Genomic DNA, 12,856 nt, shown 5'->3' on the forward strand with positions numbered 1-12,856 from the left:
CGTCAGTAGTGCCGGTTCCTGCGGCGGTCGCGCTGCTCCCAGCGCTCCTCGCGGCGTGCCGCCTGCAGTTCGCGGCGCTCGGCCCTGCGGTCCAGCTTCTCCTGGCGGCGCTCCTCCTTCAGGCGGAGCCGTTCCGCCCTGGTGAGCTTGCGCTCCACTCCCACGCCGCCCCAGAAGGCGAAGCCCGTCACGATCACGCGCGGGGCGCCCGGCTCCCCGGGTACGCCCTCCTCGCGGTGGTCGAAGCCGCCCATGATGCCGATGCCGCGCACGACCACCTCGACGCCGGGCGGCACGATGATCTGCATCCCGCCCATGATGGCCACGCAGTTGATCTCGACCTCGCGGTCGGCGAAGTTCGCCTCGCGCAGGTCGATCTCCCCTCCGCCCCAGAAGGTGAAGCAGTTGAACCGCTTGGGCACGGTCCAGGTCCCCTTGCGCTGGAACCCGGACATGACGGCGACGGCCCACGACGAGGTGCCCTCGCCGCCGACCACCCGCCCCGGCCAACTTCCGTCTTCCTGAGGCGCCTTGTTCAGGGACACCGCCGGAGCGGCGGCCTGCGCGGCGGGCAGGTCACGGGTGAGCGGAGCCAGATCCCCGTACGTGCGCGCCTTGTAGGTCGCCTCCAGGCGCTCCTCGAACTCCGCCATGTCCAGCCGCCCTTCGGCGAGGGCGTCCCGCAGGACCTCGGCGACTCGTTCACGATCGGCGTCGGAGGCGCGCAGCTCCGGGGCATCGTCGGTCATGCGGAGCAGCCTACGAGTTCCCCGCTCGGGAGGCTACGAGGCCGCGCGTTCCGCACCGGCCGCCGACCCCGCGTACATCTTCGCGATCACCGCCTCGATGTCCGGCTCCCGCACCGACAGGTCCACCAGCGGGTACCCGTCCGCGATCCGCGCCACCAGCGGCGCCGCCGACTCGGCGGCCGGAAAGGCCAGCCACTGCCGCGGCCCCTCCACTCGCACCACGCGCGCGCCGGGCACCTCGATCGGCGGCAGCTCCCGCTCCAGGTCGACCACCAGGGTGCGTTCGCCCCCGCCCGCCTCGTGCAGCCCGGCCAGCGGGCCGTCGTACATCAGGCGCCCGTGGTCGATGACCATCACCCGCGAGCACAACTGCTCGATGTCCTGCAGGTCGTGCGTGGTCAGCAGCACCGTGGTGCCGCGCTCGGCGTTCAGGTCGCGCAGGAACCCGCGGACCCTGGCCTTGCTGATCACGTCCAGGCCGATGGTCGGCTCGTCGAGGTAGAGGACCTCCGGGTCGTGCAGCAGGGCAGCCGCGATGTCGCCGCGCATGCGCTGGCCCAGGGAGAGCTGGCGCACCGGGACGTCCAGCAGGTCGGCCAGTTCGAGGAGCTCGACGCAGCGGTCGAGATTCTCGCGGTAACGGGCGTCGGGGATGCGGTACATGCGGTGCATCAGCCGGTAGGAGTCGATCAGCGGCAGGTCCCACCACAGCGTCGTACGCTGCCCGAACACCACCCCGATGCGCTGCGCGAGCCGCGTCCGCTCACGGGAGGGGTCGATCCCGGCGACGCGCAGCCGGCCGCCGCTGGGGGTGAGGATGCCCGTGAGCATCTTGATCGTCGTCGACTTGCCGGCGCCGTTCGGGCCGATGTAGCCGACCATCTCGCCGCGCGCCACGGAGAAGGAGATCGCGTCGACCGCACGCACCTGCCGCCGTTCCCTCTTGAGGAACCCGGTCCTCTTGCGCACGTCGAAGACCTTCTCGACGCGGTCGAGTTCGATGAAACCCGGGTCCGCGGAGTCCGCGTCCGCGAAGCCGCCGTCCACTCCCATGACAACCATGTCCCTTCAGCTCCCCGTGCTCCGATACGACCGCAGCCCCACGCGCCAGGCCAGCCCCGCCAGCGCGCAGCAGCCCACCGCGACCAGCGGCGAGGCGAACGCCGTCCACCCCGGCAGCCCCAGCGGAAACGGCCGCCCGAGCACGTAGCTCGCGGGCAGCCAGTTGACGAACGCCAGCGGCAGGACGAAGGTCACCCCGCGCACCAGCTCCCGCCCGAAGACGGTGGGCGGGTACTGAAGCAGCGTGGCGCCGCCGTAAGTGAAGGCGTTCTGCACCTCGGAGGCGTCCTGCGCCACGAACTGGAAGGCCGCCCCCGCGACGAACACCGCGCAGAAGATCCCGCAGCCGCTCAGCAGCATCACCGGCATCAGCAGCACCTTCAGTGCGGTCCAGTGCAGGTGGTCGAGCGCGAGCAGTGCGTAACCCAGCACCAGCATCCCCTGCGTGACCCGGCCCAGGCGGCGCAGCGCGAAGCGGTCCGCGGCGACCTGGGCGAGCACCGGGGCCGGGCGGACCAGCAGCGTGTCCAGCGTCCCGTCCCGCACCCGCCGGCCCAGCCGGTCCATCGAGCCGATCGCGAGGTCGGCCAGCCCGAAGGAGGTGCTGGACAGCCCGTAGAGGAACGCGATCTCCGGCAGCGTGTAGCCGCCGAGCGCGTCCACGCGGGAGAACATCAGCAGGATCGCCACGAAGTCCAGCGCGGTCACCGCGAAGTTCCCGAACGTGGTCATGATGAAGGAGGCCCGGTAGGCCATCGTGGAGCGCAGCCACATCCCGGCGATCAGGCGGTACGCCCGCAGCCCTTCCGCGAGCCGGCTGCCGGATGCGGGCGCGGCGGCTTCGGACGAAGCAGCCGAAGCGGACGCGGACGACGCGGGCTCGGTGATCTCAGCCACCCTGCACCACCACCCGCCGTGTCGCCGCCGTCTGCACCAGCCGCCCCGCCGCCAGCAGCGCCACCGCCCAGGCGCCCTGGAAGGCGTACGTGCCGGGCGGGGCCGCCCGGCCCAGCAGAACGTCGGCCGGGGCCTGCAGCAGCGACGACCACGGCAGCGCCCGGACCACTTCGCCGAGGGCGCCCGGGAAGACGTTCAGCGGCAGCAGCATCCCCGAGCAGAAGATCCCGCCCAGCCACGCCATCTGCACCACGCCGGTCCCGTCCATCAGCCAGAACGCGCTCAGCGCGACCAGGAACCTGATCCCGAAGCTCACCAGCATCGCCAGCAGCACCGCGCCGAGGAACGCCGTCCAGGTCAGCGCGTCGGTGGGCAGCGCGACGGGGAAGAACAGCGCCCCGAACACGAAGGGCACCACCCCGCGGCCCAGCAGCTGGAACAGCGCCCGGCCCAGGTCTGCCGCCAGCCACCACAGCTGAAGATCGGCGGGCCGGTAGAGGTCGATCGCGATGTCACCCGTACGGATGCGCTCCAGCAGCTCGTCCTCGACGCCGCCCCCGCCGATCGCGAGCGTGGACAGAAAGGCCTGTCCCAGCCAGACGTACGTCACGGCCTGGCCGCGGTCGTAGCCGCCCAGGTGCGGACGCACGTCCCACAGCGCAAGGTACGTGTACACGAGGATCAGCCCGAACACCGTGTTCGTGAACACCCCGGCCGCCGTGGCCGCCCGATACGTCGCGTACCGTCTGAATCCCCCCGCCGCGACGGCCGCGTACAACCGCCCAGCGCCCACGTCACGCCCTCCAAGGTCCGCCGACACCGAAGCGCAGGAGCCTAGTGCGCGCGCGACGCGGCGTGCCACGCAATTTCCGCCCCGGACAAGTTCCCGAGACCGGGAACGGAACGCTTGGTGCGAGAGTCTTCATCTGGGGGCGCAGAAGGCGCATGAGGGCGTACGGGAACGTACGACGCGAAACAGGAGTCCGTGCACGAGATGAGCGACGAGCCGCAGCCGCAGGCCGGGGCGCAGCAGCCACAGGCCGAGACGCAGCCGCAGCCGCAGTCCGCCGAGTCAGAGGCGACAGCGCCGCAGTCCGGCCGAGTCCCGCCACCGAAGGCCGCAGCGCGGCCCCGGACCGACTCCGCAGAGCGGGGCTCCGCCGAGTCCGCCACATCCGGGTCCGAGTCCGCCGACGAGGACGCCGCCGGGTCCTCGTCCGCTGCGCAGGAGCCCGAGGGCTCCGCGGCACAGGGCTCTGCCGGGTCCGCGGATGAGCGCCGCGAGGGGGCTGCGGCGCGGGGCTCGGCCCGGGCTGCCGGGCAGCGCCCCGACGGGCCCGCGGCGCAGGGCCGCGCGGAGGGCGCCGCAGGTGGGCGTCCGAGCGCCGCCGCAGACGGTGACAGCGCCGCAACCGCGGCCGAGGGCGGGTCGGGAGGCGCGGGCGGGTCCGCGGTCGAGAGCGCGGACGGACCCGCGTCGGGAGTCGGCGGCGGACGAGGTGACGCGAGGGCTGCTGCGGGCGGCGCGGGTGCGCCCGCCCGAGGCGACGCGAGCACTTCCGGAGCAGACCGCACAGGGGCCGGTGACGCGAGCGCGGCGGGATCCGCCGCGGGCGGACACCGCGACGCCCCCACGGACGGCGACTCGGGCAACCACGATGCGGGCAACCACGGCATCCCCGCACAAGGCCACGGACACACCACCGGCACAGGCCCCTCATGGGCCGCCCGGTCGGGCGGCGCGGGCGCACCCGCGCAAGACGACGACGCCCCCGGAACAGCCCGCGATGCGGGCAACCCCGCACGCGGGCAAGGAGACACCACCGGCACAGGCCCCTCGTGGGCCGCCCGGTCGGGCGCCACGGGCGCACAGGGCAACGCCGACATTCCCGCCCCGCGCCACCCCGACACCGCCGCGGGACGTACCTCGGGCATCCCCGCGACCGGCCGGGCAACGACCACCGGCCAGGGCGGCGCTGCGGGCCGTCCGGGAGCCGTCGGCCCCACAGGAGCCCTCGGCCACGCGGGAGTTGTCGGCCAGGGACCCGCGGGCGGCACCTCGACAAGCCGTCCGGCCACCCCCGCGGCGGGCCACACGAGCGCCGCCATGAGCGGTGGCCGCCGCCCCGGGGCCGCCGCGGCCGGCGGAGCCGAAGGAACCGGCGGAGCCCGGGACGTCCCCGGCGAGGGTGAGGCCAAGCAGCCGAAGCGGGCCAAGCGGACCGGGTGGCGGCGGGTGTTCCCGACCTGGCGGATGCTGCTCGGTGGGTTCCTCACCGTCGTGCTGCTGGTGATCGGCGCGTTCATCCTCGGGTACTCCCTCGTCGAGATCCCGCCCGCCAACGCCCTGGCCATGAAGCAGGCCAACGTCTACCTCTACGACGACGGCACCGAGATCGCCCGCGACGGCGACATCAACCGCGAGAGCGTCGCCCTCGCGCAGATCTCCAAGGACGCCCAGCACGCCGTACTGGCCGCCGAGGACCGCGACTTCTACACCGAGTCCGCCGTCGACCCCAAGGCGATGGTCCGCGCCGGCTGGAACACCGCCACCGGCAAGGGCAAGCAGTCCGGCTCCACGATCACCCAGCAGTACGTCAAGAACTACTACCTGGGACAGGAACAGACCGTCACCCGCAAGGTGAAGGAGTTCTTCATCGCGATCAAGCTGGACCGCAACGAGCCCAAGGACAAGATCCTCGAGGGCTACCTCAACACCAGCTACTTCGGCCGCAACGCCTACGGCATCCAGGCCGCCGCCCAGGCCTACTACGGCATCAAGGCCAAGGACCTCGACCCGGCGCGCGCCGCCTACCTCGCCGCACTGGTCAACGCGCCCAGCGAGTACGACGTCGTCGCCCACCCCGAGAACAAGGCCGCCGCCGTCGCCCGCTGGAACTACGTCCTGGACGGCATGGTCAAGAAGCACTGGCTCAGCGCCTCCCAGCGGGCCGGCATGAAGTTCCCCATGCCGAAGGACGCCACCGTCCCCACCGGGATGGCCGGTCAGCGCGGCTACCTCGTCCGCGCGGTGAAGGACTACCTGGCCAAGAACAAGATCCTCAGCGAGGACGAGCTGGCCGCGGGCGGCTACCGCATCACCACCACCCTGCAGAGGAGCAAGCAGGACGCCTTCGTGAAGGCGGTCGACGACCAGCTGATGAAGAAGCTGGACAAGAACAACCCGGTCGACAAGTACGTCCGGGCCGGCGGCGCCGCCGTCGACCCGAAAACCGGCGAGATAGTCGCCATGTACGGCGGCATCGACTACGTCAAGCAGTTCACCAACAACGCCACCCGCCGGGACTTCCAGGTCGGCTCCACCTTCAAGCCGTTCGTCCTCGCCTCCGCCGTCCAGAACCACTCCGAGACCGCGGACGGCCGCCGCATCACCCCCAACACGATCTACGACGGCACCAACAAGCGGCCCGTCCAGGGCTGGAGCGGCTACTACGCCCCCGAGAACGAGGACCAGCGCTCCTACGGCGACATCACCGTCCGTGAGGCCACCGACAAGTCCGTCAACGCGGTGTACGCGCAGATGGCCGTCGACGTCGGCGCCGACAAGGTGAAGGACACCGCCGTCGCCCTCGGTCTGCCGACCGACACCCCGGAGCTGATCGGCGGCCCGTCCATCGCGCTCGGCGTGGCCCGGGCCAGCGTCCTCGACATGGCCGAGGCCTACGCGACCCTCGCCAACCACGGCAAGCACGGCGCGTACACGATCATCAAGAAGATCACCAAGGACGGCGCCGACGTGGTGGACCTGCCCGAGCAGACCACCTCGCAGGCCGTCAGCCGCGAGGCCGCCGACACCACCACCGCGGTCCTGCAGTCCGTCGTCCAGAACGGCACCGGCGCCCCGGCCCAGGCGATCGGCCGCCCGGCCGCCGCCAAGACCGGCACCGCCGAGAACGACCAGGCCGCCTGGTTCGCCGGCTACACCCCCGACCTGGCCACCGTCGTCTCCGTCATGGGCCAGGACCCGGTCACCGCCGCCCACAAGCCGCTGTACGGCGCCATGGGCCTGGACCGGATCAACGGCAGCGGCCCGCCCGGCAGCATCTGGGCCCAGTTCATGGGCGACGCCCTGAAGAACACCCTGGCCACCGACTTCGACCTGCAGATCCAGCCCGGCGCCGACCAGACCCAGCCGCCGCCGTCCAGTGGCACCGCCGAGACGCCGGGCACCGGCGGGCAGGACAACGGCGGCAGCACCGGCACGGACACCGGCGGCCAGGACACCCAGGGTCAGGGCCAGGACCAGGGGCAGACCGGAGGCACCCCGGGCGACACCGCCGGCGGCACCACGGGCGACACCCCGACCACCGGCGGCCAGGGCGGGAGCACCCCGACCACCGGCGGCGGCACCGGCGACACCACGGCCGGAGGAACCACGGGCGGCACCCCGACCACCGGCGGCCAGGACGGGGGCACACCGACCACCGGCGGCGGCACGACCGGCAGCACCAGCCCGAGCGGCGGCACGACGGGCGACGGCGGGACGACCACCGGCACGGACACGAGCACGGGAGGCGGCCAGAACGTCACCGCGCCGAGACCGTAGCGCTCATGTGGTGAGGGGGCGGCGGGTAGGGGGCCGACGGGGCACCGGTCCCCGACGGCCCCTAGTGACCGGAGGTCACCTTCAGCCCCACCACCGCCACCAGCAGCAGACACACGAAGAAGATCCGGGCGGCGGTCGCCGGCTCCCCCAGCACCACCATGCCCAGCACCGCCGCACCGGCCGCGCCGATGCCGACCCAGACGCCGTAGGCGGTACCGATGGGCAGGGAACGGGCGGCGTAGGACAGCAGCAGCATGCTCGCGACGATCCCGGCACCGGTGAGCACACTGGGAACCGGCCGGGTGAAGCCCTCGCTGTACTTCATCCCGATCGACCAGCCGACCTCCAGCAGACCGGCGACGACAAGCAGAACCCAGGCCACGACGAGCACCTCCGAGACGATTCACTGACGAACGGGGGTGCGTCGTCTTTGCCTGCATCCCGGTACGGCGCGTCTCGTCGGGCTCCCTTCCGAGGTTAGCAAAGCACAGGCAAAGGGGCCGGTGACCGACGACGAAGGGGCTGGTGACAACGGTCACCAGCCCCTCGCATCCGGCCCTCGGCCCTCACATCACCGCACTCACAGGTACAGGCCGGTGGAGTCCTCCGACCCCTCGAACCGGTCGGCGGCCACGGCGTGCAGATCACGCTCGCGCATCAGCACGTACGCGGTGCCCCGCACCTCCACCTCGGCCCGGTCCTCCGGGTCGAACAGGACCCGGTCGCCCGGCTCCACGGTCCGCACGTTCTGCCCGACCGCGACGACCTCCGCCCAGGCCAGCCGGCGTCCCACCGCCGCCGTGGCGGGAATCAGGATGCCGCCGCCCGAACGCCGCTCGCCCTCGCTCGTGTCCTGCCGGACGAGGACCCGGTCGTGCAGCATCCGGATCGGCAGCTTGTCGTGATGGGTGCTGTGCTCGTTTCTGTTGGCGCTCACGCCTCGAACCTACCTGCCTTCAGCATGTCCGTACCCGGGTGGGTCAGCCCCGGCGCCTGCGCGCGCCCAGGGTGAGCAGCCCGACGACGCCGACGGCGACGAGCGCGACCGGCACGATCCGCTCCAGGCGGGGCGCGCCGTCCCCGTCCACGAACTGGGCCCGCACATCGCTCACGACCCGGTTGACCTGCACATAGGCCCGTCCGAGAGTGTGGTCGATGTTGGCGGCGACCTTGGCCTTGGCGTCGCCGACGATGGTCTTCGGGTGCACGCGCACCCCGATCTCGTCGAGCGTCTCGGCCAGCACCTCGCGACGGCGCCTGATGTCCGCCTCGATCTCAGCCGGGGTCCTGGTGTCCGCCGTGTCCGCCACCGTACCGCCTCCGAAGTCCACTGATGCCTGTTCAGTACAGTCTGTCAGCTCCGGGCCGGACCGTACTGTCGGCACCCCCGGTTACCCTCGGACCGACACGGTATTGGCACGCACGAGGAGACGAGCTTCCATGACCGAGCGACTCCAGCCCGGGGATGTGGCCCCCGCCTTCACGCTCCCCGACGCCGACGGCAACGAGGTGTCGCTGGCCGACCACAAGGGCCGCAAGGTCATCGTCTACTTCTACCCGGCCGCCCTCACCCCGGGCTGCACCAAGCAGGCCTGCGACTTCACCGACAACCTCCAGCTCCTGGCCGGCGCGGGCTACGACGTGATCGGCATCTCCCCCGACAAGCCCGAGAAACTGGCGAAGTTCCGCGAGAAGGAGTCCCTGAAGGTCACCCTCCTCGCCGACCCCGACAAGAAGGTCCTGGACGCCTACGGCGCCTTCGGCGAGAAGATGAACTACGGCAGGACCTACATGGGCGTCATCCGCTCCACGATCATCGTGGACGAGGACGGCAAGGTCGAACGCGCCCTGTACAACGTCAGGGCCACCGGCCACGTGGCCAAGATCATCAAGGATCTTGGGATCTGAGGGCCACAGTGCAGGCCGCGAGCGGCCCGCGCCGGGTGACCGGTACGGGCCGCTTCTGCATTCCGTGCGTGACCGTCCGACAAACGGTTCGTTACTCCGTACGAGCTACGAACACGTGGCCGCATACGGAACCGGGAGGGCTCGATGGGGGCGATGCGTACGCCGAGGAACGACCGGAGAAGGCCGCGGACCCGTACAGCAGGGAACGGCTTGCGTGGACCGTCGCCGAAGCTCGCAACTGGGCAGACCTGATACGGCGGCTGGGACTTCGGGTAAACGGAGGCCAACGACGGGTGCTTCAGGAGAAAGTCGCCGCTCACGGGCTCGACACCAGCCACTTCGTCAAACGCAGCCCCTGGCGCAAGTACCCGGACGCCGCGATCGCAATGGCTGCCGCCTCCTCGTCCTCGCTCCGCGAAGTGGCCCTGAAGCTCGGCGCCACCCCGGCCACCGGGACGCTGTCCCATATCCGTCGCCGGATCAGCGCATCCGGAATCGACGTCAGCCATTTCCCTGGGTTGAACGAGCCCGAACCGGACCTGCCTTTCACGCCGCAGGAGTTGAGCGCCGCCGCAACGACGGCGACGAGCATCCGTGGTGTGGCCCGCGCCTTGGGCATACCGGACGACAGCTGCTCCCGCTCGGCCCTGAATCGCATGCTACGCGCCCAGGCCATCGACACAGAGCACTTCTCCCACCGCCGAGTCGCGATTCCCGAGGGCAGGTTGCGCGACGCAGTGGAGCGTTCCACGAGTTATGCCGAGGTGATGCGATGTCTCGACCTGGAAGTCAACGACACCAACCACCGGCGCGTCCGACGTGCATCAGCTCGGCTCGGTCTCGATACAAGCCACTTCAAGCGCAAGTCATGGGCTCGGCCGGAGCGCCCCGCACCGGCACCCATCGCTCGACGGGTGCTGGTAGTCCTGCCTCCCGACGCCGGGCGGACGAACAGGACTCAACTCCACCGGGCACTGACCGAGATCGGCGTGCCGTATGCATGCGAGACCTGTGGCAATGCCGGGGAGTGGCTGGGGCAGCCGATCACCTTGCAGATCGACCACGTCAACGGCAACTGGCGCGATAACCGCCGGGAGAATCTGAGGTACCTGTGTCCCAACTGCCACTCCTTGACGGAGACGTGGTGCCGCCAGAAGGGGAGGCCACCTCTCGCCGCGAAACGAGCGATGCCCGTACACTGAACGCTGCCGGTCGAGCACGATGACCGTTTTTGAGCGGCCGTGATGGAATTTGGCAGTCATGCTGGGTTTAGGTCCCAGTGGGCTATACGCCCGTGTGGGTTCGAGTCCCACCGGCCGCACCGCCCCCCGCCTTTTGAACAAAGGCGGGGGGCGTCTTCGTAGGTCAGCCCAACAACTCCCGCACCACCGGCACCAGTGCCCGGAACGCCTTGCCCCGGTGGCTGATCGCGTTCTTCTCCTCCGGGCTCAGCTCCGCGCATGTGCGGGTCTCGCCGTCCGGCTGGAGGATCGGGTCGTAGCCGAAGCCGTTCGTGCCGGCCGGGGCGTGGCGCAGCACGCCCCGCAGTTGGCCTTCCACCACCCGCTCCGTGCCGTCCGGCAGCGCCAGGGCCGCCGCGCAGGCGAAGTGCGCTGCCCTGTGGTCGTGGGCGATGTCCGAGAGCTGGGCGAGGAGCAGGTCGAGGTTGGCCTTGTCGTCGCCGTGCCTGCCGGACCAGCGGGCGGAGAAGATGCCGGGGGCGCCGCCGAGGACGTCGACGCAGAGGCCGGAGTCGTCCGCCACGGCCGGCAGGCCTGTCGCCTGGGCCAGGGCGTGGGCCTTGAGCAGGGCGTTCTCGGCGAAGGTGACGCCTGTTTCCTTGACGTCGGGGATGTCGGGGTAGGCCTCCGCCCCGACGAGTTCGTGGCTCAGGCCTGCGTCGGCGAGGATCGCCCTGAGTTCGGTGATCTTTCCGGCGTTGCGGGTGGCGAGGATCAAGCGGGTCATGCTCACCAGTATCAGGGGACGGTCAGGGCGTGCAGACCTTGGTCAGTTCGCCTGCGGCGTCGGTGACCGGGGTGACGTCGGGGCTCCTGTCGCCGTTCCTGATGGCGGTGCGGACGTTGTCCACGGCTCTGCCGAGGTCGTCCACGGCCTTGTTGACGTCGGCGTTGTCGGTCTTGTCGCCGATCTTCTCCAGGTCCTTCTCGATCGTGCCGAGGGATTCGTCGGCCTGTGCGGGGTCGTTCGCCGCGTTCTGCACCGCTTGCTGGAGGTCGGTGACTCTGTCGGCGATGGAGTCGGCGGTCTGGACGCAGTCCAGGGTCTTGTCGACCGCGTCGCAGCCGGTCAGGGCGGAGACGGTGAGCGCGACGGCGGCGATGGCGGTGGTGCGGCCCGGGCGTCGTCGGTGTCGGCTCGCGGCCATGGCTCGGTGTCCTCCCCTGTGGTGGCCGGGCGTACGGCGGTGGTGCCGTGCGCCCGTACCGGTAGGGACGCGGGCCGGGTGGCCGGGGTTGCCCTCGACGCTCGCCTGTCTTGAGGCTCCCTTTACTTTTGCTTCTCGAGTGCCGTGCTCTGGATCAAGGCGAGGTCGGCGCAGCCGGCCACGGCGAGGTCGAGCAGGGCGTTCAGTTCGTCGCGGGCGAAGGGCGCGGCCTCGGCGGTGCCCTGGACCTCGACGAAGCGTCCGTCGCCGGTGCAGACGACGTTCATGTCGGTGTCGGCGCGCACGTCCTCCTCGTAGCGGAGGTCGAGGAGCGGGACTCCGCCGACGATGCCCACGGACACCGCGCTCACCGTGCCGGTGAGCGGCTGGCGGCCGGGCTTGATGAGCTTCTTGGCCTGGGCCCAGGCGACCGCGTCGGCGAGGGCGACGTAGGCGCCGGTGATGGCCGCGGTGCGCGTGCCGCCGTCGGCCTGGAGGACGTCGCAGTCCAGGACGATGGTGTTCTCGCCGAGTGCCTTGTAGTCGATGACGGCGCGCAGGGACCGGCCGATGAGGCGGCTGATCTCGTGGGTGCGGCCGCCGATCCTGCCCTTGACGGACTCGCGGTCGCCGCGGGTGTTGGTGGCGCGGGGCAGCATGGCGTACTCGGCGGTGACCCAGCCTTCGCCGCTGCCCTTGCGCCAGCGCGGGACGCCTTCGGTGAGGGAGGCGGTGCAGAGGACCTTGGTGTCGCCGAAGGAGACGAGGACGGAGCCCTCGGCGTGCTTGCTCCAGCCGCGTTCGATGGTGACCGGGCGGAGTTGTTCGGCGGTGCGGCCGTCGATTCGAGACATGACGTCGAGCCTAGTCCTCCGCGCGGAAGGGGCTCCTCCCGCATCGGGAAGAGCCCCTTCCAGGTGAACCCTGCGGACCGTGCGGACCGCGGAGGGTCACATCATGTCTTCGATCTCCGCCGCGATGGGGTCGGCGTCGGTGCCGATGACGACCTGGATGGCGCTGCCCATCTTGACGACGCCGTGGGCGCCGGCGGCCTTCAGGGCGGCCTCGTCGACCAGCGAGGCGTCGTGGACCTCGGTGCGCAGCCGGGTGATGCAGCCTTCGATCTCGTCGATGTTGTCGATGCCGCCGAGCCCGGCAACGATCTTCTCAGCCTTGCTGGCCATGTTCCTTCTCCCTGATCCGAACCGCTTTGTCGCAGTAACCCACAGTTGGCCCATCTTCGCGAGCGGTCGTGCCGTGGGTACCGAAAGATGGCGTTCACGA

At 70.9% G+C, this 12,856-nt stretch carries 14 protein-coding genes, 1 tRNA gene and 1 riboswitch; of the genes, 4 read left to right on the forward strand and 11 right to left on the reverse strand.

Annotation, left to right across the window (positions count from 1 at the left end):
• Window positions 1–2: 2 nt before the first annotated feature.
• From BZY54_RS01275 to BZY54_RS01290, 4 genes are read right to left on the reverse strand one after another with little or no spacing between them, the layout of a single operon-like run.
• Window positions 3–749, reverse strand: a complete 747-nt coding sequence (locus tag BZY54_RS01275; protein WP_086722467.1) for a DUF1707 SHOCT-like domain-containing protein — start codon at window positions 747–749, stop codon at window positions 3–5.
• A gap of 33 nt (window positions 750–782) precedes the next feature.
• Entirely contained in the window at window positions 783–1,811 is a 1,029-nt protein-coding gene (locus BZY54_RS01280; RefSeq protein WP_244216894.1) for an ABC transporter ATP-binding protein, read from the reverse strand.
• Window positions 1,812–1,817: 6 nt separating this feature from the next.
• A complete protein-coding gene (locus tag BZY54_RS01285; RefSeq protein ID WP_086722469.1) occupies window positions 1,818–2,708 on the reverse strand; it encodes an ABC transporter permease in 891 nt (296 codons plus the stop codon).
• Window positions 2,701–3,501 (reverse strand): ABC transporter permease, encoded by an 801-nt coding sequence (locus BZY54_RS01290; protein WP_086722470.1) that lies wholly within the window; start codon window positions 3,499–3,501, stop codon window positions 2,701–2,703. Before BZY54_RS01290 ends, BZY54_RS01285 begins: the two co-directional genes overlap by 8 nt.
• A 1,314-nt stretch (window positions 3,502–4,815) precedes the next feature.
• Between BZY54_RS01290 and BZY54_RS01295 the strand changes: the two genes are divergently transcribed.
• Complete coding sequence (locus BZY54_RS01295) at window positions 4,816–7,275, forward strand: transglycosylase domain-containing protein (RefSeq protein ID WP_208640510.1); 2,460 nt, start codon at window positions 4,816–4,818, stop codon at window positions 7,273–7,275.
• A 61-nt stretch (window positions 7,276–7,336) separates the two neighbouring features.
• Here the strand turns inward: BZY54_RS01295 and BZY54_RS01300 are convergent, their stop codons facing one another.
• The 3 genes from BZY54_RS01300 to BZY54_RS01310 form a co-directional block, all read right to left on the reverse strand.
• On the reverse strand, window positions 7,337–7,657 hold the full coding sequence (locus tag BZY54_RS01300; protein WP_086722498.1) for a DMT family transporter: 321 nt from the start codon (window positions 7,655–7,657) through the stop codon (window positions 7,337–7,339).
• Between the two features lie 36 nt (window positions 7,658–7,693).
• Window positions 7,694–7,757, reverse strand: a riboswitch (guanidine-III (ykkC-III) riboswitch).
• A gap of 98 nt (window positions 7,758–7,855) precedes the next feature.
• Window positions 7,856–8,212: a GroES family chaperonin gene (locus BZY54_RS01305; RefSeq protein ID WP_086722471.1), complete on the reverse strand. Its 357-nt coding sequence runs from the start codon at window positions 8,210–8,212 to the stop codon at window positions 7,856–7,858.
• A gap of 43 nt (window positions 8,213–8,255) precedes the next feature.
• Entirely contained in the window at window positions 8,256–8,585 is a 330-nt protein-coding gene (locus BZY54_RS01310; protein ID WP_086722499.1) for a DUF3618 domain-containing protein, read from the reverse strand.
• Between the two features lie 130 nt (window positions 8,586–8,715).
• On the opposite strand from BZY54_RS01310, the gene bcp reads away from it, so the two are divergent.
• From bcp to BZY54_RS01325, 3 genes are all read left to right on the forward strand, one after another.
• Window positions 8,716–9,183: a thioredoxin-dependent thiol peroxidase gene (gene bcp / locus BZY54_RS01315; RefSeq protein WP_086722472.1), complete on the forward strand. Its 468-nt coding sequence runs from the start codon at window positions 8,716–8,718 to the stop codon at window positions 9,181–9,183.
• Between the two features lie 293 nt (window positions 9,184–9,476).
• Window positions 9,477–10,385, forward strand: a complete 909-nt coding sequence (locus tag BZY54_RS01320; protein WP_244216895.1) for an HNH endonuclease signature motif containing protein — start codon at window positions 9,477–9,479, stop codon at window positions 10,383–10,385.
• A gap of 33 nt (window positions 10,386–10,418) precedes the next feature.
• Window positions 10,419–10,504 (forward strand) — tRNA-Leu (locus tag BZY54_RS01325).
• A 44-nt stretch (window positions 10,505–10,548) separates the two neighbouring features.
• Here the strand turns inward: BZY54_RS01325 and rdgB are convergent.
• From rdgB to BZY54_RS01345, 4 genes are all read right to left on the reverse strand, one after another.
• Window positions 10,549–11,151, reverse strand: coding sequence for an RdgB/HAM1 family non-canonical purine NTP pyrophosphatase (rdgB, locus tag BZY54_RS01330; protein WP_086722473.1), 603 nt, complete (start codon window positions 11,149–11,151; stop codon window positions 10,549–10,551).
• A 22-nt stretch (window positions 11,152–11,173) separates the two neighbouring features.
• Complete coding sequence (locus BZY54_RS01335; protein WP_086722474.1) at window positions 11,174–11,572, reverse strand: hypothetical protein; 399 nt, start codon at window positions 11,570–11,572, stop codon at window positions 11,174–11,176.
• Between the two features lie 122 nt (window positions 11,573–11,694).
• Window positions 11,695–12,426 carry a ribonuclease PH gene (gene rph, locus BZY54_RS01340; RefSeq protein WP_086722475.1) on the reverse strand — a complete coding sequence of 244 codons (732 nt, stop codon included), beginning with the start codon at window positions 12,424–12,426 and terminating at the stop codon, window positions 11,695–11,697.
• A 96-nt stretch (window positions 12,427–12,522) separates the two neighbouring features.
• Window positions 12,523–12,756, reverse strand: coding sequence for a PTS sugar transporter subunit IIB (locus tag BZY54_RS01345; RefSeq protein ID WP_086722476.1), 234 nt, complete (start codon window positions 12,754–12,756; stop codon window positions 12,523–12,525).
• Window positions 12,757–12,856: the final 100 nt, after the last annotated feature.

The sequence above is a fragment of the Streptomyces carpinensis genome, from assembly GCF_002154505.1.
Classification (GTDB): Bacteria; Actinomycetota; Actinomycetes; order Streptomycetales; family Streptomycetaceae; genus Streptomyces; species Streptomyces carpinensis.

Bases quoted from the DNA above. Each gene is read 5' to 3' on its own strand.
- BZY54_RS01280 (WP_244216894.1), bottom strand. From the start codon at position 1,811: ATGGTTGTCATGGGAGTGGACGGCGGCTTCGCGGACGCGGACTCCGCG.
- BZY54_RS01335 (WP_086722474.1), bottom strand. From the start codon at position 11,572: ATGGCCGCGAGCCGACACCGACGACGCCCGGGCCGCACCACCGCCATC.
- BZY54_RS01295 (WP_208640510.1), top strand. From the start codon at position 4,816: ATGAGCGGTGGCCGCCGCCCCGGGGCCGCCGCGGCCGGCGGAGCCGAA.
- BZY54_RS01275 (WP_086722467.1), bottom strand. From the start codon at position 749: ATGACCGACGATGCCCCGGAGCTGCGCGCCTCCGACGCCGATCGTGAA.
- rph (WP_086722475.1), bottom strand. From the start codon at position 12,426: ATGTCTCGAATCGACGGCCGCACCGCCGAACAACTCCGCCCGGTCACC.
- bcp (WP_086722472.1), top strand. From the start codon at position 8,716: ATGACCGAGCGACTCCAGCCCGGGGATGTGGCCCCCGCCTTCACGCTC.
- BZY54_RS01345 (WP_086722476.1), bottom strand. From the start codon at position 12,756: ATGGCCAGCAAGGCTGAGAAGATCGTTGCCGGGCTCGGCGGCATCGAC.
- rdgB (WP_086722473.1), bottom strand. From the start codon at position 11,151: ATGACCCGCTTGATCCTCGCCACCCGCAACGCCGGAAAGATCACCGAA.